This is a genomic window from Peribacillus sp. NPDC055009 (assembly GCF_053608705.1).
In genome coordinates, this window is record NZ_JBSGVZ010000009.1 from 67,175 (window position 1) to 88,585 (window position 21,411).

Below are 21,411 nucleotides of genomic sequence, written 5' to 3' on the forward strand. Positions count from 1 at the left end.
TCACAGGCTTATGAACACATTTATTTAATGAGTGTTGAACGCAAAAAAACATATTAGGGCTATCTAGGGAATAAAATGAAGGGAATATTTTGAAGGAAAGCGGGGCTGTGCATGTGAAAATCCATGTGGTGAATAGGGGGGATTCTTTGTGGGGAATTTCCAAGCAATATGGTGTCAGTATCAACCGGATTGTTCGGATCAATGGCCTTGAAAATCCAGATAAGCTGGTGATTGGCCTAGCTCTTTTGATTCCTGAACCTTATCTTCAGTACAGGGTTCAGCAAGGTGATACTCTAAATAATATCGCAAATCAGTTTGGAATTACGGTACAGGAAATCATGCAATCGAATCGCATCACAAATCCTTCCGCTATCTATCCAGGGCAGAGACTAACCATCCCGGTTATTTATCATACCGTAAGGGAACGAGATACCCTTTATGATATAGCGAGACGTTATGGAACGACAGTTCAAGCCATTATGCAAACGAATCGGATTACAGATCCGTCCAATATTCATATCGGGAGGATAATAAGGATTCCCCAGAAACCAAAACCTATCATTGATGTAAATGGTTTTACAAACGTTTACGGGCAAGTAGGTGCGGAGCAGGTACGTGATGTAGCCTACGATTTGACCTACGTAAGTCCATTCGGTTATAGAATGAGGAAAGATGGCAGCTTAGAAGTCATAGATGACACCCCGACGATACGGGCGGCACAGTCAACTGGCGTCATACCCATGATGTGCATAACGAATTTTTCCGCAACGGAAGCGGGAACACAGCTTGCACATACGATACTTTCCGATTTAAGTTTAGTGGAAACATTATTAACCAACGTCATAAAAACGATGAAAAATAAAGGGTACCGTGGATTGAATATCGATTTTGAAAGTGTAGCACCAGAGGACCGTGATTTCTATAATCGCTTTCTCCAAAGAGCAGTGGATCGATTGCATCCTGAGGGTTACTTTGTGTCATCCTCCCTTGCCCCAAAAACTAGCGCTAATCAAAAGGGGCCATTAGTTGAGGCACATGATTATCCAGTTCACGGACGGCTGCTCGACTTCGTGGTGCTGATGACATATGAATGGGGTTACCGAAAGGGGCCGCCGCAGGCAATCTCTCCCATTAATGAAATAAAGCGTGTCCTTGACTATGCCGTAACGGTGATACCAACAAATAAAATCTTCATAGGATTTCAAATTTATGCACGGGACTGGCTTATTCCTCATGAAGAGGGGCAGGAAGCAGAGACTTTCGACATGCAGGAAGCCATCAGACGCGCCGTCCAATATAATGTAGAAATAAAATATGACGAGACAGCCCAATCACCTTATTATAGGTACAAAGATAATCAGGGGCGCACACATGAAGTTTGGTTTGAGGACGCACGCAGTGCTAAAGCCAAATTCGACTTGGTGAAAATTTACAGGTCAAGGGGTCTCAGTTATTGGGTACTTGGTTATCCTTTTCCACAGAATTGGGAACTGCTTGGGGATACATTTATTGTACGGAAACTGTAGGGTGTTTTGTTACAGCAAGGTGTATCAAAATATATATATATGAAGGGCAGCTTTATTATAAAGCTGTCTATTTTAGTGATTTCGAAATGCATTTCAAGAATTGGATTTTTATAACAACGTTAATAATCGTTTGGAATCTGAGTCGATAAAGGGACTTAATCGAGGACGCCATATGGTGGTCCTTTTCATTTTAATGAGAACTCTTTAAAAAACAAGGGAATGGTCATTCAAAAAAGGAAAAGGGCTCCTCATTGTGGAATTAGGAGACTAGAATATTACTTACCGGAGGAACATTTAATGGAATTAACCATCATAAATACGTTTACAGATCAACCTTTTAAAGGAAACCCTGCTGCAGTCTGCCTTCTTACCGGGGAAAGTAACAGCGAGTGGATGCAGCGAATAGCTAAAGAGATTAATATGCCTGTTACTGCTTTTATTCAACCTCATAATGGTGAATGGAAGCTGCGATGGTTCACACCTTTCATTGAAATCCCGATTTGTGGACATGGGACGCTGGCAAGCTCTTTCTTTTTATGGGATAAAGGATACGTGCCAAGGAATCAGCCGATTGCCTATCAGACGAAAAGCGGGCTTCTCACTGCAAAATTCGTTGAAGGAATGGTTCAGTTGGAATTTCCGTCATTAAGGGAGAAGGAGACCGCTGCCCCTGATTTACTGATAAAGGCTTTAGGTGTTGAGCCTGAGTATGTTGGGCAAAACAAATGGGATCTTCTAGTCGAAGTTCAATCAGAGGAAATCGTAAGGAATTTAAAGCCGGATATAGATTCCATTGCCCAATTGCCGGTTCGGGGCGTCATTGTAACGAGTCAATCGGATAGCAGTGAATATGATTTCGTTTCACGTTTCTTCTCCCCTGCCCAAGGCCTTGACGAAGATCAAGTAACGGGCTCAGCCCATTGCTGTCTGGGACCATATTGGAAAAGAAAGCTGGACAAAAGTATTTTTATAGCCTATCAGGCATCGGAAAGAGGAGGTCTATTGAAGGTTGAAGTAACGGAAGACACAGTTAAACTTTCCGGACATGCCGTCACAATATTCAAAGGGAACTTAACCATTTAATGCAGGGGGAAGATTTGAGTGGGTTCCATCTAAATTTTTAAAAAAGTTGATTGGAGCCGGTTTTCGAGACTCCTGCGGGAAAGGCGCGTCCAAGGGGGTTCCCACAGGCACAAAGGCGCCGAGGGCGGACCGCCCGCGGAAAACGAGTGCCTAGAGTGGAAATGAACGTTCGAAATTTACAACTCGGCAATCCTTCTTAATGAAGGTTTGTGCCCTTTACCTTTGTTTAGTGTGCAAGAATCGAAATGGCACTATACACTAATAACAAAGCCATGATTACATTAAACTGACTTCTATACTTTGATAAAAACGTTTGAAAAACAGAACCGAACATACTCCAGCAGAACGTACTCATAAAACCAACAAAAGCCAGAAATAATGAAAAGAATAGTAAGCTGAAATTTGAAGAGTGATAAGGTAGGATGAAGGTCGATATTGCCGTGATGCCATATAAGATTCCTTTTGGATTTATGAATTGTAAAAGCATGCCAGCTATAAAACTGTTGTTCCTGTCATCATTATCGTCCTTCGCTTTATTTGAACTGGAAATGATTTTTATGGCCAGATACAGCATGTAAATTGCCCCAAGGATCGTCATGATAAATTCAATCTTTGGTATGGAATTTTCAAGTAAAACATTAAAATAACTGCACAATAGCATGATTACAAAAAAACCGGCACCTACTCCGAAACAAAATTTAATCGTCTTTTTTAACCCGTACTTGTTCGCAAATAACATGGCCATGATGTTATTTGGACCCGGAGTGAAACTGGTAACAAAAACAAACAGCAAAAAAGATAGTAATGGCATGGTTGATTCCCCTTTGTATGCTATAATGACCAAAATTGACATTATAACGATTTCCTTTTTATTGTACAATGCCGACGTTATATTGTAAATAAGGAGCATTTTTATGGAAGAAATAAATTTTATTATTGCTAACAATTTAAAAGCCATCAGGGAAAGTAAAAAATTAAGTCTTGAAAAGGTTGCCGAATTAACTGGAGTAAGCAAAACGATGATCGGACAAATAGAAAGGGGTGGATCGAGCCCTACGATTACGACAATTTGGAAAATAGCCAATGGATTAAAGATTTCATTTTCTTCATTGATAAATAGTCCGCAGCCAGATACAAAAATTGTTTTAAAAAGTGAAATTCAATCATTATCTGAAGATAACGGCAAATATCGAGTTTATCCCCACTTTCCCTTTGAGGATGAGAAGCGCTTTGAAGTATATTCAGTCGAGATAGAAAAAGGTGGATTCCTAAGTTCCGATTCGCATAGGGAAGGGACGGAAGAGTACATAACTGTTTTTGAAGGGGAAGTGACTGTACGTGTAAATAACGAAGAATTTACAATAAGGAATGGTGATTCTATCAGGTTCAAGGCTGACAGACCGCATGCCTACCATAATTCAGGGGATACATTAACTCGATTAAGCATGATCTTATATTATCCAACTTAAAAAATGGAGTAATGTAGTTCTGTTAATATATCTTAGCAAAGTGAATATCCCCTATGGATTGACTGGTGGTATGGTCTGCCTGTTGGGGATACTGCTTCAAAAAGTCAAAGGCCCAACGATTTGACTTGTCATCAAATTACTAGTAAACTGATGGTGCATCAAAGATGGGAGGCAGGCTTTACATGGATAGACGGGGATTTTCGGATGAGAACAAATTGAGTTTGCTGATTTGGCTGCGAATGGTTCGTTTTTATCAAAGAAGCAATCAGCTTTCGAATGAACACTTACAGCATTTCGGCGTCACCGCTGCCCAATTCGATATGTTGGCACAAGTACTTATCCATCAGCCTGTTTCACAAATCGAATTAGCGGAGCACCTAACGATAAGCCGTGGAGGCGTATCACATATGCTGACAAGGCTGGAAAAAGAGAACTTGATCGTCCGTAATCAACAATGGAAAGTTAAATATATTTCATTAACGGAAAAAGGGAAAAAGTTAATGGAAAAGGTCATGCCTATTCAATCCGATTTCCAAGCTTCATTATTCGATATATTGGATGATGAAGAAAAGAAGCGCATGCATGAAATGATGATAAAGATTCATAGACATAGTTTACAGATTGAAGTGCCTAATGCCAGCCAGGAGGAATCCTAAGACTGGATCAGGCAGCCATACTGATAGGATTTTTATCAGTTTACTAGTAACTTAAGGGAGGAATGGAGTAATGAAAAGTGAAAATCATTTTAAACGAGATATTGTCGAAGTGAAAGATGTGAAGCTTCAAAGGTATAGTCCGATTCATACGGCCGGACCAGTCATAGAACCAGGAAACTGGGAAAAGAGTGATCCGTTCCTTTTAATGATGGAGGATAAATTTCAAAAGGGATCATTCGATATCCACCCGCACAGGGGAATCGAAACCGTTACATTCGTCATTGACGGAACGATCGAGCACTATGACAGTCATACCGGGGATGGAGGGATACTTGGACCTGGTGATGTCCAATGGATGACAGCTGGAAGTGGCGTCGTGCATAATGAGGTGCCTTCCGAAGGTGTGACTGCCCATTCCCTTCAACTTTGGGTCAACCTTCCCCGGAGTGAAAAGATGACGACACCAAGATATCAAAACTTAATGGCAAAAGATATGCCGGTCAGAAAAGAAGAAGGAGCACTGATCCGTGTCTTTTCCGGATCATCCAAGGATGTTATCTCGACAACGAAGAACCATGTTCCCGTGACGATGGTGGAGATGGTCCTGGAGCCTGGAGCATCGGTCACGCAGAATTTACCAGGAAGCTACAACGGAATCATCTATCTAATAGAAGGAAGCGGAATCTTCGGTAACAACGAAGTGAGAGCCTCAAAGGGACAGGTATTATGGCTGGGTGCTTGTAAAGAATCAGGGGAAAGTGAAGTTGATATAACGGCAACTGAACCTTTAAGACTTGTTCTATATGCAGGAGAACCTTTAATGGAGCCTGTTGTTGCCCGCGGACCGTTTGTCATGAATACTGAAGAGGAAATCGATCAGGCATACCTTGAGTATCGGCAAGGCACTTTCTTGAAGCATTAAGATGGAAAAAGGGCATCGTAATTGATGCTCTTTTTTTTGAATCTTCCCATATTGGTGGGCGGGGATAGTGATTATAAGGGAGAGCATTTCTGAAATTAACTGGACTTTTTTTAAGAAAAAACTGGATGCTAACTAGTCTTAGGCGTCATTATCTGCAGTTTGGGAGAGATTTAAATCTCTCCCTTTTTTGCTTTTCAGCAATTAGGTATAAAGACTAAGTTTAGAATTAGATGAAACTGATTCTATTTTACCATTAAATAATTTTCTTGATATATCATCAATTAGCCACTAGGTATTTTGGGGTGATTATAATGATAATATTCTGTTAATATTCGATGTTGTATTGTAAAATTGTTTTAAAATTGGATTATTTTGTTGTAATATAGGAGATACACGGATCTTTAGAGGAAAAAAGTAGGGTGGATTTGTGTATGGGTAAGTCAATTTGCCGGAATTAAATTTTTGGAAAAGCGCGTCAATTCTATGGATAAGTTAGCTGGATGTTATGTCAGTATAGAACTTATGGGGGGATTAACTATAATGGGGAAAAAGAAAATCGTAAAAATTGCATCAGCTACCATAATGGCTGCGACAACGATCGTAGCAGTAGCACCTGCACCTTCGGATGCTGCCACTAGCCTGAATAGTAAAATCAAAACGGCCAAGGCAGCAATCAAAAAACCATTCGACACCTATTTCTACACTTCTAAACTCGCTTCAGTATCCACTGTTGAAAAACAAATCAAGTCTGCAAAACAAGCAAAAAAAGACATCAACTCTAATATTAAAAAATCAATGCTAAGCAAAAAAGAAAAAGATGCCAAATACAAAGAAATCGAAGCTTATGATAAGTACATCACTCGTTCAGAAGGTTATGTAAAAGGATATAAAGCGGCGGAGAAAGCAAAAGCTTCACATGGTAAATCTATTAGCGCCCTTACGAATTCAATACTTGCCAAGAAATCAATAGATATCAGGAATCAATACGAAGCACTGGATAAGGCCGTGAAAAAGGCAGATAAAGATATTAAAGATACGGTTTACGGTGCGAAAATCGAAAAGCTCCTATACGATAAATTCACTGTATCGACCAAAACAGCTTTGAACGGTGACCTGAAAGTTCCGTACTACTATGAAAAAGCTGCATACTGGGTGAAGAAGGGTGATTTAAAGACCGCGGACAAGCGGATGCAAACCGTTTCGTCACAGTTGAAAAAAGTCAGCAAAACATCCAAGCTCGGAAAAGCCATACACGCCTATGTGAAAGAAGTGAAAGGTAAGTATGATGATGCGGTATATGCAGAAAAGAAAAAGGAAGTGGCCAAACGGGTCAATGCCTATGTAGCACTTGCCAATGGGGAACTTAAAACGAAAGAACAGATAAACGCGGCTAAAAAGGCGAAAGCAGCCATTAATTTAAATGGAATCAAGGAGTCGGACCGAAAGGAATTCCTTTCGAAAATAGCATTGGCAGATAAGAAAGTCGCTGCCGCTGAAGAAGCCTTGAAAAATCCAGCGAAGGCGATCACGCTTTCCTTGATGCATACGAATGACACGCATGCCCATTTGGACAATGTGGCCAAAAGGGTGACGGCTGTTAAGGAAGTGCGTAAGAGTAAGCCGCAAGCTCTTTTGGTGGATGCTGGTGACGTATTCTCGGGAACCCTCTATTTTAATGAATTCAAAGGGCAAGCGGATCTTCGCTTCATGAATTTAATGAAATATGATGTCATGACATTCGGGAATCATGAGTTTGATTTGGGATCAAGCGCCGAAGGGCATCAAGCTTTGGCTGACTTCATTAAAGGGGCACAGTTCCCATTTGTCAGTTCGAATGTGGACTTCTCCAAAGATGATAAATTCAAGGGACTATTCTCGGATTTAATTTCAAGTAAGCCGGAGCAAGGGAAGATATACAATGGAATCGTAAAACAAGTGGATGGCCAAAAGGTAGGGTTCTTCGGGCTTACAACTGAAGAGACGAAAGACATTTCAAGTCCAGGAAGTATAGAATTTGAAAACTATCTTGAAGAAGCCGAAAAAGCGGTCAAGGCGTTCAAAGGCATGGGTGTCAATAAGATAGTTGCCGTATCCCATATTGGTTATGATGACAATGCGGCTTATGACAATGATTTAACATTGGCTGCCAAGGTCAAGGGCATCGACGTGATTGTGGGCGGACATAGCCATACGCAGTTAGACGCCCCCGTTGTTGTTGACAAAGATGATAAAGGGAAAACGAAAGAGCCGACTGTCATCGTTCAAGGGTATCAATATAGCGACTATTTAGGAACGATCGATGTGAACTTCGATAAGGAAGGCAAGATTGTCGGACAAGCCGGTAAGCTGATTAAGCTTTCTGAAAAACAGGATGATGCTGAAGCGGCAAAAGTGCTCGAAACATACTCCTCGAAGATTAAGGAGCTGAAGGATACGCAGACTGGTGCATCTGCTGTGAAGGCGTTGGAAACACCGCGTGATGCAGGAGATGAAACAAAGCCGAGTGTTCGCAAAAATGAAACGGAACTGGGTAATTTAATTACGGATGGAATGCTTTCTAAAGCGAAGGAATTCAATAAGGATACGGTCATAGCATTCCAAAATGGCGGGGGCATCCGCGCTGGCATCGATCAAGGTGAGATCACCTTAGGGGAAATCCTAACCGTTTTACCGTTTGGGAATACGTTAGCGACGATGAAGCTTACGGGTGCAGAAATCAATGAAGCATTAGAGCATAGTGTAAGCCTCGCTCCTAAGGAAAATGGCGGCTTCCTGCATGTTTCCGGAATGAAATTCAGCTACGACAGTTCGAAGGAAGCAGGCAATCGTGTCACAAAGGCTGAAGTACTTGGACAAGATGGAACATATTCCGTATTGGATGCAGCGAAGGAATATGTCGTGGCGACCAATGCTTTTACAGCCAAGGGCGGAGATGGATTCACCGTTTTCAAGAAGGCTTATGAAGAAGGAAGAGTGACGGATATCGGACTCGCTGATTGGGAGAATTTACGGGATTATGTAAGCGGGCTGAAAACTGTCGATCCAAGCATCGAAGGACGCATCAAGGATGTTGCCGGAAGCAATACAGACCCGACTGTGGTATTGGCCAAAGACTTTGGCGGAACGGCTGATGCGCCAAAAACCCATGAAGGTAATGTAGTTGTTGATATTACTGATGTTGCTTCATTGGAAAATGCAGTGGTTAAAGGGAATCTTACATTAACAGGAACTCCTCCGGATGACTTTACTTTTTCGCAAGTTACAGTCGAGGGTAATTTGGATTTATCGGGACTTAACGGTAAGACCGTGAGCATGAGCGGTGTCACGGTGAATGGCGAAACCATTCTTTAAGCGGTATTCAAATGACTGCTGAGCCTACGAAAAAAAGTTGAAGGGGTTGAGATCTTGAAGAAGAACGGGATAAGCAAGCTTTTCTTTGCCATACTGATTGTGCTGTCAACGGTTTTGCCATATGCAGCCGCTGTAAAAGCGGAAGGGACAATATCGGTAACGGAAGCGATTAATAATAACAGCGGTACGGCGACGGTGAAGGGATACATTGTCGGTACAGCTAAAAGCGGTACAAGCTATCAACAAACATCGCCTTTTACTGAAGGTACGAATATAGGTATTGCGGATAGACCGGATGAAACGGATGTTAAGAAAATCATGCCTGTTCAGCTTCCAGCCGGAAATATCCGAACTGCTTTGAATTTGGTCGAACATCCAGAATTACTCAATGCGCAGGTGACGATTACGGGGAAGCTTGAAAAGTACTTTTCAGTACCCGGCCTGAAATCCGCGACGGATTACAAAATTATCACTGATGGAGGAACGACTCCAGAACAGCCTGATGTAAAGGTACTGGACTCCATTGCCGAAGCACGCACGAATACTGAAGATGTCGTGCAGGTCGATGGGGTGGTCACCACGGGCCTTGGTTATTGGGGAGGAAAGGGTTTTTATATCCAGGATGAAACGGCTGGGCTATATGTTTATGGTTCTTCGTGGCCTGCGGATGTAAAGCTAGGGGATAAGGTTACTTTAATCGGACAAGTATCCGCTTATAATAATGAATTACAAATTCAACCAACCTCCCTTAAAGTGGTTTCCTCCGGGAATGAACTTCCTGATATCCAAAAAATTGATGCATCTGGCGTAAATGAGGAAACACAAGGTGAGCTGGTTACCATTGAGAAAGCAACCATTACAGAATTGGCAGCATCGGGAACATACGGAACATTCGAATTCAAGGCGGAAGATACTGAAGGGAAATCTGTTGTCGTTCGCCATGATAACCGGACCGGTTCAAGTTATGAAGATTTCGTGAAGAGCTTTAAAGCAGGGGATGTCATTTCTGTAACCGGAATCGGATCGAGGTTCAATGACACGTATCAGTTGAAGCCGCGTGGTATTGAAGATTATGAACTGTTGAACAAACCAGCCGTTTACACGGATATTTTCCCTGGTACGGTTAGTGAAAATACAAAGGTATCACTTGAATCTGGTTGGGAAGCAGCGAAAATCCATTATACGCTGGATGGATCCGCACCGACGTCTTCAAGTGCTGTGTACACAGAACCTATCATTTTAACGAAAGATACGGTCATCAAGGCAATCGCTGTCAATGACAAGATATCGGAAGTTTTCACATTTGCCTATACCGTTACCAAAATCAATGAAGTGAAGATTCGTGACATTCAAGGGATGAATCATTTTTCATCATATGAAACTCAACTCGTCTCAGGTGTGGAAGGTGTCGTCACGTATGTAAAAGATGCGAATAACTTTTACATGCAAGATCCCAACCCGGATAAGGACCTGAAGACATCCGAGGGAATACTTGTGTACAACAAAGCACATGGCCTGAAAGCGGGAGATCATGTCAAAGTGGCAGGTAAAGTTGCCGAATGGTATATCGAAGGATACGCTGAAATGAAAACGACGGATCTGCCAACAACTGAATTGACCAATACGACGATTGAAAAGCTTGGCACTGCAGCTATGCCAGAACCGATCATCATTGGAAAAGATGTCATTCCGCCGTCTGAGAACATCGATGATGATAGATTGACAGACTTTAACCCAAGTGAAGACGGCATTGATTTCTACGAGAGTTTGGAGGGAATGCTCGTAGAAGTATATAACCCGAAAGTGGTTGCTCCTCAAGACTATGGTGAATTGGTCGTGATTCCGGGGAATATGGAAACGACAACTGCAGTTGGAGGCGTCAAAATAACGGAAACGGATTTCAATCCTGAAAGAATTACCCTGGATATAAATGATGAATCATTTACAGCTAAAACCGGTGACTTCTTTGAAGGCTCGGTTACGGGTGTCATCAGCTATGGATATAGCAACTATAGGGTACTGACGGATAAAGCTCAGCTGCCGGCATTAAAGGATGGCGGTACGGCTCGGGAAGTGACATCCTTAGAGAAGGATGCTGATAAGCTATCGATCGCTTCCTATAATATCGAGAATTTCTCGACTCAAACCGCTAATTCGAAAGTTGAAACGATCGCAACATCCATCATTACCAATCTAAAACAACCCGATATCATCGGCGTAACGGAAATGCAAGATAATGATGGGGCAACAGATAGCGGGACAACGGATTCTGCTCAAAGTGCCAAGAAGTTAACCGACAAAATAAAAGAGCTGGGCGGACCGCAATATCAATACATCGATATCGCTCCAGAAGATAAACTTGATGGCGGGGCACCCGGCGGGAATATCCGGGTAGGCTTTTTATATAATGTCGACCGTGTCAAATTGACTGAAGGAACGAAAGGAACGGCAACACAGTCTGTGGCCTTCAAAGATGGAAAACTTACCTTGAACCCTGGACGAATCGAGCCTACCGATCCCGCCTTCACATCAAGCAGGAAGCCTTTGGCCGCTCAATTCGAATTTAAAGGCGAAAGCGTAGTGGTGGTAGCCAATCATTTTAATTCCAAGGGCGGTGACCAGCCGTTATTCGGCAAAAACCAGCCTCCTGTCCTTTCAAGTGAAACGCAAAGGCTTCAAATTGCCTCTATCGTCAATCGGTTTGTCAGTGATATCAAGTCACAGGATGCCAAAGCGAATATTGTCCTGCTTGGAGACTTTAATGATTTTGAATTTTCGGCTCCGCTTAAAACATTAAAGGGCAAAGACCTAACCAATATGATCGAAAAAGTTCCATTTGAAAAACGTTATTCTTACACATATCAAGGCAATTCACAAGTACTGGACCATATCCTTGTTTCGAATAATATGGCCGCGACAACGAAAGTCGATATTATCCATATTAACTCATCCTTCATGGAAGTTCATGGAAGGGCTAGCGATCATGACCCTGTATTGATTTCAACCTCTTTATCTGAATCTGGTGGAGTCGAAACTCCTGCACCAGAAAAAACGTATAATTTAACAAACGTTAAAACAAAAAAACTTACGATCGCTTCACCTAGTGTTTTGATCGATCTTGACGAAACATCGAACATTGAAGAAGGTATCTGGTTAAAAGGTTCATATGCTGTACTCAAAGGCCTTGGGCTGAAGAATGCTGCTGTGACGATAAAACCGGATAAGGAAGGCGCAATCATTGATTTTGGAGGCATGGCGGTGAAGGAAGTCATCATTGATAACGCTAATGTAAAAGAAATCAGGGGCGCTGAAAATGTTCAGAAATGGTCGGTAACAGATGGCGTAGACACATCGAATATCAAGTTTGTCGATTCCAAGGGGGAAGCGATTGCTTCCCCTTTTGACCCTAAAGAAAATCATGCGCCCGTCGTGACGAAAAACCTGGAAAATCTTGAAGTGAAAGCAGGCTCCAAGGTCACCATCGATTTGAGTGAGCACTTCTCAGATCCAGATGGAGATGAACTTACCTATTCATCGACTATCGGTACGGTCACCGGCCAGACATTAATCCTTCCTGCAAATGAAGCTGGAACATACCTTGTCGCAGTCAAGGCCGAGGACCAGCAATCGGAAGCGGTTGCCCGTTTCACGTTGACCGTATCGAATGATAAGCCGCTTGAAGCTTATTACGAAACGGCTGCAGGAAAAACGGGAACGGAATTGAAAGCGGTTCTGCACTCGATTATTAAGGGGCACACCATGTTATCTTATGATCAAGTGTGGAATGCCCTTAAGGAAACGGATGAAGACCCTGTGAACAAGCAGAATGTCATCTTGCTTTACTCTGGAAAATCCATCTCTGAGAACGCGAATGGGGGCAATACCGGACAATGGAACCGTGAACATGTTTGGGCAAAGTCCCACGGTGATTTTGGGACAAGCAAAGGGCCTGGGACAGACCTTCATCACCTCCGTCCCGCTGATGTGACAGTGAATGGTAAACGGGGCCACCTTGATTTCGACGAGGGCGGTCAAACATATAGTGGATGTGAATGTAAGTTTGATTCAGATTCATGGGAGCCGCCAAATCATGTTAAAGGCGATATAGCAAGGATGTTATTTTACATGGCCGTCCGATATGAAGGAAACGGCGAGTTGGATCTTGAATTATCCGATACAGTCAATACGTATCCGAAGCCGCTTCATGGAAAGCTATCGACACTATTGAAATGGAATGAACTCGATCCAGTAGACGATTTCGAGAGCCATCGCAATGATGTCATTCAGGACTGGCAAAATAACCGCAATCCATTCATCGATCATCCTGAATGGGCATCCGAAATTTGGGGTGCCGCTAAATCCATCGATGAGAAAAAGGCAAGTTAAAATCGGAGATAGAAGGGAAAGCAGCCTGATGGCTGCTTTTTTAGTTTGCTGACACAAGGGGGGCGAAAGTGCAACCATGATGTTAAGAGGAGACTTGGTTTAACTAGCTAGCGGAGACCCTGTTAAATGAGTGCGTCGCTTGGCATTTAATGCGTGGACCGCAAAATAATGAAAAAAATTGTTAAAGGTCGAATAAAGGGCGGTTTAGGTCGAATCGAGCGGGTGAAAGGTCGAATAAAGTACGTGAACGGTCGAATCGAGAGGGTGGAAGACCGAATAAAGTAGGTGAACGGTCGAATCGAGAGGGTGGAAGGTCGAATAAAGTGCGTGAACGGTCGAGGAAATGACCTTCTTATTCAATAAAGGGGCCCTTTAATGGATGAATTGAGTCGCTACTATTAGCTGGTTTGCTTAAAAAGAAAAAGTCGTGACTATGCAAGTGCTCACGATTTTTTATCTACAAACTAAAAGTGGCCACAAGGCTGCTTTTTTCATGCTTTTATATAAAGTTAATCATTGATAGTTAATTATCTTAAAATACTGAAAAATCAAACGTTTATTTTGCATTAAATAAAAAATATTTTGGTAGGTATGTTATGTAATATATGTTAATATGGGATATGCAATGAAAGGGTTTTCATTGCAGGAATGACAAAAATATTTTAATATAGTAATTATGCCGCTTTTTAATCTTCATTCATCCTTAAAAGACGGTTAAAAAATATATTGCCAGAAATGGGGCATTTCACGATGAAATACAGATCTGCATTCGATATAATCGGTCCCGTCATGATTGGACCTTCAAGCTCACATACAGCAGGAGCTGCCAGAATTGGCAGAGTAGCACGGACATTATTCGGAAAGCAACCGAAGAAAGCGATTATTTCTTTATATGGTTCTTTTGCAAAAACATATAGGGGACACGGTACGGATGTTGCTGTCGTAGGCGGGATCTTGGATTTCGATACGGATGATGAGCGAATTCCTGCCTCTTTAACGATAGCGGAAGAAGCCGGTATGGACGTTTCCTTTACAATCGAGGATACGGTGATGGATCATCCTAATACAGTCAAGATCAGACTGTTCGACGAAGATAAGGAATTAGAACTTGTTGGGATCTCGATTGGCGGCGGAACGATAGAAATAACGGAATTGAATACGTTCAAGCTTAAATTGTCGGGTGAAAACCCAGCCATTTTAGTCGTGCATAACGATGTATTTGGAATCATATCTTCCGTTTCGACAGTATTGGCGAATCATGAAATTAACATTGGCCATATGGAAGTTTCACGGAAAGAAAAAGGTCAAATGGCTCTCATGGTGATTGAAGTCGATCAGAAAATCAAGGGCGATGTCATGAAGGAAATTGAACGATTGGAAAACGTGTCACAAGTCATAAGGATGGTTGAATGATAAGTGCTGGCATAGATATGGAGGTAAAAACATGTTCCGAAATGTAGCAGAGTTAGTAGAACTTGCTGAAAGTAAACAGGTAAAAATCGCGGAAATCATGATTTTACAAGAAATGGAGTTCTCAGGCCTGTCGAGAGAACAGATCATCGAAAAGATGGACAGGAATTTGACAGTGATGGAACAAGCGGTGGAAAGAGGTCTGAAAGGTGTGCAATCCGTGACAGGCCTAACGGGCGGAGACGCTGTTCTTTTGCAAAATTATATCAAGTCGGGCAAGGCACTGGCAGGTAATTTATTATTGGATGCCGTCAGTAAAGCTGTTGCGACGAACGAAGTGAACGCAGCAATGGGAATGATTTGTGCCACTCCGACTGCAGGTTCTGCGGGCGTTGTGCCCGGTACATTATTTGCCGTGAAAGAAAAATTAAACCCGACCCGGGCAGAGATGATTGAATTTCTTTTCACTTCCGCTGCCTTCGGATTCGTGGTTGCAAACAACGCTTCCATTTCTGGAGCGGCTGGCGGCTGCCAAGCAGAAGTGGGCTCGGCAAGCGGAATGGCCGCAGCTGCGATAGTGGAACTGGCCGGCGGTACACCAAGCCAAGCCGCAGAAGCGATGGCAATCACATTGAAAAATATGCTTGGACTGGTTTGTGATCCAGTGGCTGGATTGGTCGAAGTTCCTTGCGTGAAACGTAACGCAATGGGGGCTTCCAACGCGATAACGGCAGCTGATATGGCGCTTGCAGGCATTACGAGCCGTATTCCATGTGACGAAGTTATCGATGCCATGTATAAAATCGGATTGACCATGCCGGTTGCACTTCGTGAAACGGCAGAAGGCGGCCTGGCTGCGACTCCTACTGGGCGTAGATTGGCAAAGGAAATTTTCGGTTCATATAAATAAACATTCAGTCCCATTAACAAAAGGTTTGTTAATGGGGTTTTTAATTTGTCTTAAAAAAACAACTCCAATCCCTTAACCTGCTCAATAATAAGATTATCTTTTTGTGAATGAAAAAAGGAAATTAGAGGAAGATGGAGGAATTTGGCGTTTATGGACACGGAGATGGAAAGAATCGTTAAAAAATCTGAATTATCAGTGAATATGGAGCCATAGCAACTTTGTTAGTTATCAATTTCAATGATAAGATGAGTACGAAATTCACTATGGGAAGGATTGATTCTTCATTAATTTTCTCGAATTAACGTACACGTCGGCAATGGAAAAAGCGATGTTTCAGGCTCATGGAATCGGCTATGCACTATATGCTCAAAAACTGGAGCAGCGCATGATGGTTGAACAAGAACGGGAACAGGATTATCTAAAAAGCAGGCGTATATCAGACGAGATGAGAGCCAATCTTTTTTTGGGTAGTTAATTTCGAAGATATCGAATAACATAAAACGAAAAAACATGAACAAGCGAAAGAGCAATCTTAAAGATTGCTCTTTTTGTCCTGCCCTAAAGGGGTATTTTCTATTAAAAAGGAGGTGACACCAATTTTAAATAGAATGTATGTTGATGAAGAGGAGGATTGATCTTAGTGGAGAGAAGAGCATTACTGGTATCAGCATTACCGGGATATGAAGAAGAAATTGGGCGGTGGCTATGGTGTTTAGAAGATGTTCGCCGTACGTTGATAACGAAATTGACTGGAATCAGCCAAAATATACTTGATACGAAAATCGATGAAAGGCAAACGATTGGCTCGATGTTGTATCACATAGCTCTGATAGAGGCAGATTGGTTATACGAGGAGGTCCTTGTTTCGGAATGGGATTCGGAAATACGCGCGTTGTTTCCATTAGGATGTCGTGCCGAAGATGGCTCCCTAAACCACATTGAAGGACAAACATTAGAAGAACATTTCTACCGCCTCAATAATGTACGTGAAGTATTTCTTTCAAACTTTCGCACAATGGACCTAACGGATTGGCGTAAACCGAGGGTACTTGAACAATATGACGTCACGCCTGAATGGGTCGTTTACCATTTGGTTGAACATGAATCACATCATCGAGGACAGATTTTTCAGTTGCTGAAGAAATTACGAAATGAATGACTCCTGCCGAATAACTGGCTAGCCGAGCCCCCAAAGCCGCTTGCTTTGATGAGGCTTGGCAGACAGTCGGCGGAAAGGGAGCGGATTTCTGAAATCAACTGGAACGTCTTTTAAATAAAAGGCTCTTTTCGTAAAAATGGTTGTTTTTAAAACGAAACTATTTAAGGTTGATTGGAGCGGAGCGGAAGTGCGAGACTCCTGCGGGAGCAGCGGGACAGGTGAGACCCCACAGGCGTTCACGCCGAGGAGGCTCACCGCCCGCCCCGCGGAAAGCGAGCATCTGGAGTGGAGATCAACCACACCGCATTACTTGGTAAATAGCAACAAAGTATGCGAAAACAGCCAAAGAAAAAAACTGTAGGCAAACTCGCTTATCTTCGAGTTCGTCTACAGTTTATATGCCTGGACTGATTTTATTTCATTTAATCTATTTGGTGATTATGACCGAATTTCGACTTTAAGACGCTGCTTGCATACCCAATGAATCCTCCAACAATGGCAGGGACGATCCACCCAAGCCCAGCTTCATACATAGGAAGTATTGCAGTGAAGAAATCATTGATGAATGAAATGTGTACACCTGCTCCATTTAATCCATCAAATAAACTGACGATGAATGTTAAAAGTAAGCTGCCTTGATAAACTTCAGGTCTTCCCTTAAATAAGGAATGAAGAAATGTTAGGAAGATCAAAACAATGGCTAATGGATAAATGGCTGTCATAACCGGTACTGAAATGGCAATTAACTCGGTTAGTCCAATATTGGCAATGATTGCACTGAATATGGATAAACTTATGGCAATCGTTTTGTAAGGCAGACTTGGAAATAGTTTATGGAAGTACGTCGAGCAAGAGGTAATGAGTCCTACGCTCGTCGTTATACAAGCCACTGTGATCATTAATCCTAATAATAGCCCACCATACGATCCAAAGTAGTAATCCGATACTTTCGCCAAGATAATGCCTCCATTATCCAAGCGTCCAAGTTCCCCAACGCTTGAAGCACCCATATAAGAGAGAGCTGTATAAATGGTAGCAAGGATAACGGCCGCAATGGCAGTCGCTTTTCCACAAACGATCATTATTTGTTTTTTTGTTTTGGCACCTTTTTCTTTAATGGCATTAATGATGATGATGCCAAAAACAAAAGATGCAAGAGTATCCATGGTTAAATATCCTTCTCTGAATCCATTGAAAAATGGTTGAACCATATAATGCTCGGCAGGTGCTTCAAAATCACCAATTGGATTAACGAAAGCGACTACCACCAGGATTCCAATAAACGTCAACTTGATGGGTGTCAAAACTTTCCCCACAATTTCGACAATTTTCGCAGGATTGAGCGAAAGAAGGCACGAAACCGTAAAAAAGATGATGGTGAAAATAAGTAAAGGCAATGGACCTGGATCTTCAGGCAAAAAAGGTTTTACACCGATCTCAAAAGAAACGTTTCCTGTTCTAGGCATTGCGAATAATGGACCAATGGCTAAATAAAGAACGGTTGTGAATACAATGCCAAAGACTGGATGGACACGGCTCGCTAACGATTGTAAGTCATCTTTTCCAGAAAAACCGAGAGCCAGCACACCAAGTAACGGTAATCCTACTCCTGTGACCAAAAACCCTGCATTAGCGGTCCAGATATTCATACCTGCCGATTGACCAAGCATTGGCGGGAAAATTAAATTCCCTGCCCCGAAGAAAAGGGCAAATAACATGAAACCAATCACTACTATAAATGAAGATGGAACCTTATTAGACAAAATAAACCCTCCGAAAAAACCAAAATTTGCTATTTTAGAAAATTATTAAATTTTCTAAAAATTATATAAACAGTAATACTAAGACCGTACAGTATTATAACTAAATTAATTTGATATTTCAATATATTTTTTGTTTTTTATTATTTACCTTGATGATCAGTGGTCCGCCCTTACCTTATTTTGAACATCTAAAGGCTGCTCATACTCATAAAATTTGAAATGTAAAGGAAATGAGGCGGTTGAAAAAAATGCTTAACGTCGCGAACCAGTTTGAACTTTCGATAAAGATTGACGGTTTAGACGCGGGCTTTAATTGTGGAAAAATTAAGGAGGTGTTTAGAATGGTTGAGAAAATACTGGGATTGTTCTTTGAAAAACGGAAACAAAGCAAAAAGGATGTTTTATTACTAATTTTCATATTCATGCTTCCTATAATTAATTTGGTTAAGTATATCACGGATATGGACTTATCTTGGTTAGCTGGCATGGTATCAATTGCAATCATTTCTCTTGCGGCATCGATATATTTTGAAGGAAAAAGAAGCAGGGAAAATGATAGATGAAATTCGGTTTTTGTTTGAGGGGACGTTAGGCTAAATGTTGTAGTAAAGTAAAATAGTGGCGTTAAAATAACACACATGTCCACTCATTGTGTTAAATAAGGAACAATTTCAGTTGTTAAAAGTGAGTTTATATTATCGTTCTGGGATTAATAACAAAGATTGCTAAAGATTTTAGTGGCCTTCGATGTATAGTTTGCGTAGAAAATTTTCCTGGATAAAATTGGAACGTTAAATGCGAGGATAATTAATATGAATTGTCTTAACTAAACGGGGAGTGCGAACATGTTAATTTCTTTATTTATTGAAAAAGGCTTGGATAAGGAATGGGCAGAAATGCTATTGGATGCCCGGGAGCTGGGGATTTCTATAGAAGAAATTAGAGAATTCTTGAATCAATCGCAATCTCTGAGACCTGAATAAGGTCTTTTTTTATTTCATTTAATAAAGCGTGAGAATAAATGGAAGAAGGCATATTACACAATTTCACTCGAATTGTGCACTAACGCACGAATCGTACTCAATTGGTCATTGAAGATATCTTGTTCCTGTTAATAATATTACACAGATGATCCTTATTGCACATATATGCAGAGCTTGTCATCGAAGAAGTACAGAATGAAGTAGATGTAAACGAAGGTAAAAATCAAGGATTAAGTAAAGAGGTTATCTTTCAATTATTTGGAGTAGCTATTGTTGGGATAGTAGAATCGTATTTCACGAATGGAATACCTGATCCACCTCAAGTCTTGGCAGAGCAAGTGGGGATTTTGTTAGAGAGGAATTTTTAATACTGGGCGTTTCTGGAGAAACGGGACGCCTTTTTCCCATTCCGAACAAGTACTTAAACTAATGGGGTTTTATTTCAAGGGGGGTGCTTTGGCAGCTCTTTTTTTCATGGAGCGATACTCCTTAAATTATTAGAAATTGAATCGAAGCTCTAAGATATCCTATCAACGGGAGTAAAAATAACTTGTACTCAACAGGGTTTGTATAGTCCTCTTCTGTCAATAATGGTTATGGAATCAGAATTTCTGCTTTTTGTATATAACTTACCGTTTAGTCGTGAAAGGAACTTATGAAAATGCTCGAGAAGGGTAAAATCGGAAGCCGTCAACTGATGATATTAGTGATTTTATATACGCTTGGAGATTCTATTTTAGTCATTCCCTCCGTTGTCGCTTCCGAAGCTGAACAAGATGCTTGGATTTCGGGCATGATAAGCGTGGCAATAGCACCGTTATTGATTGTTTTTATATATGACGCCTTAAGGAAATGCTATCCTGATTTAACATTAGTGGAATACAGCCAAAAAATTCTGGGTAAGTGGCTGGGAATGGCAATTTCTCTTTTATTTATAAGCTACTTTTTTATAACCGCAGCGGCTTATCTGAGTGAAATTGGGGATTTTATAAACAGTCATATTATGCCTGATACTCCAATTCAGGTGATCATGATTCTTTTTATGAGTGTCGTCCTCATGGCCGCGCGTCTTGGTTTGGAACCTTTGGCCCGAAGCGCGGAAATATTTTTTCCCTATGTTGTATTACTTGTATCAACACTGATAATTCTGCTGCTTCCCGAGATTAAATTACAAAACCTGCAACCCGTATGGGAGGGAGGATTGAAACCGGTTATAAGGGGATCTATACCATTTATTGTCTTCCCGTTTGTTGAATCGGTTGCGGTTCTTATGATCCTCCCGTTCGTAAGTCAAAAAGACAGAATAAGAAAAAGCCTTTTTGTCGGTCAATTGTTGGGTGGAAGTGTTTTAATCATTATAACTATGTTAGCCACTCTTGTACTTGGTTCCGAGTCAACAGCAAGACATAGTTATCCAATCTATATGTTGGCAAAGAAAATAAATATCGCTGATTTCTTGATGCGGCTGGAAGCAATACTAGCCATAATATGGTTCATCACCATTTTTATTAGATTTAGTTTGTTTTTTTATGTGACCGTTTTAGGCTTGGCACAAACGTTTAAATTGCAAGATTATCGTCCTCTGATTTTTCCGTTTGGTATCCTTTTGATTGCCTTTACATTGATTATGACACCGAATATTGTTCATTATAGTGAATTCATTACAGAAATCTGGCCGTATTATGCTATGACATTCGGGTTTCTGCTTCCATTGATACTACTAATAATCGCCAAGGTTCAGAAAAATGATCGGCGTAACTAAGTTCGGGTCTTAAAAGGAAGTACGAAGTTCA

16 protein-coding genes are annotated in these 21,411 nt (G+C 41.4%); 14 read left to right on the forward strand and 2 right to left on the reverse strand.

Annotation, left to right across the window (positions count from 1 at the left end; genetic code table 11):
• The first annotated feature begins 113 nt into the window (after nt 1–113).
• Both ACWF5P_RS15090 and ACWF5P_RS15095 read left to right on the forward strand, forming a co-directional pair.
• Complete coding sequence (locus ACWF5P_RS15090) at nt 114–1,526, forward strand: LysM peptidoglycan-binding domain-containing protein (protein WP_452445066.1); 1,413 nt, start codon at nt 114–116, stop codon at nt 1,524–1,526.
• 297 nt (nt 1,527–1,823) lie between these two features.
• Entirely contained in the window at nt 1,824–2,609 is a 786-nt protein-coding gene (locus ACWF5P_RS15095; protein ID WP_452445030.1) for a PhzF family phenazine biosynthesis protein, read from the forward strand.
• Nucleotides 2,610–2,835: 226 nt separating this feature from the next.
• On the opposite strand, the gene ACWF5P_RS15100 is transcribed toward ACWF5P_RS15095, so the two are convergent.
• Nucleotides 2,836–3,420 carry a LysE family transporter gene (locus ACWF5P_RS15100; protein WP_230177769.1) on the reverse strand — a complete coding sequence of 195 codons (585 nt, stop codon included), beginning with the start codon at nt 3,418–3,420 and terminating at the stop codon, nt 2,836–2,838.
• A 103-nt stretch (nt 3,421–3,523) separates the two neighbouring features.
• On the opposite strand from ACWF5P_RS15100, the gene ACWF5P_RS15105 reads away from it, so the two are divergent.
• From ACWF5P_RS15105 to ACWF5P_RS15140, 8 genes are all read left to right on the forward strand, one after another.
• Entirely contained in the window at nt 3,524–4,078 is a 555-nt protein-coding gene (locus ACWF5P_RS15105; protein WP_048678909.1) for a helix-turn-helix domain-containing protein, read from the forward strand.
• A gap of 182 nt (nt 4,079–4,260) precedes the next feature.
• On the forward strand, nt 4,261–4,734 hold the full coding sequence (locus ACWF5P_RS15110; protein ID WP_452445031.1) for a MarR family winged helix-turn-helix transcriptional regulator: 474 nt from the start codon (nt 4,261–4,263) through the stop codon (nt 4,732–4,734).
• Between the two features lie 70 nt (nt 4,735–4,804).
• A complete protein-coding gene (locus ACWF5P_RS15115) occupies nt 4,805–5,656 on the forward strand; it encodes a pirin family protein (protein ID WP_402944147.1) in 852 nt (283 codons plus the stop codon).
• A gap of 540 nt (nt 5,657–6,196) precedes the next feature.
• Nucleotides 6,197–9,007 (forward strand): bifunctional metallophosphatase/5'-nucleotidase, encoded by a 2,811-nt coding sequence (locus tag ACWF5P_RS15120; RefSeq protein WP_452445032.1) that lies wholly within the window; start codon nt 6,197–6,199, stop codon nt 9,005–9,007.
• Between the two features lie 54 nt (nt 9,008–9,061).
• Nucleotides 9,062–13,393: an endonuclease gene (locus ACWF5P_RS15125; protein ID WP_452445033.1), complete on the forward strand. Its 4,332-nt coding sequence runs from the start codon at nt 9,062–9,064 to the stop codon at nt 13,391–13,393.
• A gap of 750 nt (nt 13,394–14,143) precedes the next feature.
• The gene (sdaAB, locus tag ACWF5P_RS15130; protein ID WP_101224774.1) at nt 14,144–14,806 is read left to right on the forward strand and encodes an L-serine ammonia-lyase, iron-sulfur-dependent subunit beta; all 663 of its coding nucleotides are present in this window, start codon (nt 14,144–14,146) and stop codon (nt 14,804–14,806) included.
• 31 nt (nt 14,807–14,837) lie between these two features.
• Nucleotides 14,838–15,713, forward strand: coding sequence for an L-serine ammonia-lyase, iron-sulfur-dependent, subunit alpha (gene sdaAA / locus ACWF5P_RS15135; RefSeq protein ID WP_230177759.1), 876 nt, complete (start codon nt 14,838–14,840; stop codon nt 15,711–15,713).
• Nucleotides 15,714–16,353: 640 nt separating this feature from the next.
• Nucleotides 16,354–16,872, forward strand: a complete 519-nt coding sequence (locus tag ACWF5P_RS15140; RefSeq protein WP_230177755.1) for a DinB family protein — start codon at nt 16,354–16,356, stop codon at nt 16,870–16,872.
• 422 nt (nt 16,873–17,294) lie between these two features.
• On the opposite strand, the gene brnQ is transcribed toward ACWF5P_RS15140, so the two are convergent.
• Nucleotides 17,295–18,635: a branched-chain amino acid transport system II carrier protein gene (gene brnQ / locus ACWF5P_RS15145; protein WP_133353042.1), complete on the reverse strand. Its 1,341-nt coding sequence runs from the start codon at nt 18,633–18,635 to the stop codon at nt 17,295–17,297.
• Between the two features lie 341 nt (nt 18,636–18,976).
• Here brnQ and ACWF5P_RS15150 point away from each other — a divergent pair, with 341 nt between their 5' ends.
• From ACWF5P_RS15150 to ACWF5P_RS15165, 4 genes are all read left to right on the forward strand, one after another.
• Nucleotides 18,977–19,198, forward strand: a complete 222-nt coding sequence (locus tag ACWF5P_RS15150; protein WP_434168517.1) for a hypothetical protein — start codon at nt 18,977–18,979, stop codon at nt 19,196–19,198.
• A gap of 282 nt (nt 19,199–19,480) precedes the next feature.
• The gene (locus tag ACWF5P_RS15155; protein WP_434168518.1) at nt 19,481–19,618 is read left to right on the forward strand and encodes an anti-repressor SinI family protein; all 138 of its coding nucleotides are present in this window, start codon (nt 19,481–19,483) and stop codon (nt 19,616–19,618) included.
• A gap of 155 nt (nt 19,619–19,773) precedes the next feature.
• Nucleotides 19,774–19,986: a hypothetical protein gene (locus ACWF5P_RS15160; protein ID WP_434168519.1), complete on the forward strand. Its 213-nt coding sequence runs from the start codon at nt 19,774–19,776 to the stop codon at nt 19,984–19,986.
• 293 nt (nt 19,987–20,279) lie between these two features.
• Entirely contained in the window at nt 20,280–21,380 is a 1,101-nt protein-coding gene (locus tag ACWF5P_RS15165; RefSeq protein ID WP_434168520.1) for an endospore germination permease, read from the forward strand.
• Nucleotides 21,381–21,411: the final 31 nt, after the last annotated feature.

Excerpts from the sequence above, each read along its gene's own strand:
- ACWF5P_RS15100 (WP_230177769.1), bottom strand. The coding sequence starts at position 3,420 with ATGCCATTACTATCTTTTTTGCTGTTTGTTTTTGTTACCAGTTTCACT.
- sdaAA (WP_230177759.1), top strand. The coding sequence starts at position 14,838 with ATGTTCCGAAATGTAGCAGAGTTAGTAGAACTTGCTGAAAGTAAACAG.
- ACWF5P_RS15120 (WP_452445032.1), top strand. The coding sequence starts at position 6,197 with ATGGGGAAAAAGAAAATCGTAAAAATTGCATCAGCTACCATAATGGCT.
- ACWF5P_RS15150 (WP_434168517.1), top strand. The coding sequence starts at position 18,977 with ATGGTTGAGAAAATACTGGGATTGTTCTTTGAAAAACGGAAACAAAGC.
- ACWF5P_RS15165 (WP_434168520.1), top strand. The coding sequence starts at position 20,280 with ATGCTCGAGAAGGGTAAAATCGGAAGCCGTCAACTGATGATATTAGTG.
- ACWF5P_RS15110 (WP_452445031.1), top strand. The coding sequence starts at position 4,261 with ATGGATAGACGGGGATTTTCGGATGAGAACAAATTGAGTTTGCTGATT.
- sdaAB (WP_101224774.1), top strand. The coding sequence starts at position 14,144 with ATGAAATACAGATCTGCATTCGATATAATCGGTCCCGTCATGATTGGA.
- ACWF5P_RS15155 (WP_434168518.1), top strand. The coding sequence starts at position 19,481 with ATGTTAATTTCTTTATTTATTGAAAAAGGCTTGGATAAGGAATGGGCA.
- ACWF5P_RS15095 (WP_452445030.1), top strand. The coding sequence starts at position 1,824 with ATGGAATTAACCATCATAAATACGTTTACAGATCAACCTTTTAAAGGA.
- ACWF5P_RS15115 (WP_402944147.1), top strand. The coding sequence starts at position 4,805 with ATGAAAAGTGAAAATCATTTTAAACGAGATATTGTCGAAGTGAAAGAT.
- ACWF5P_RS15105 (WP_048678909.1), top strand. The coding sequence starts at position 3,524 with ATGGAAGAAATAAATTTTATTATTGCTAACAATTTAAAAGCCATCAGG.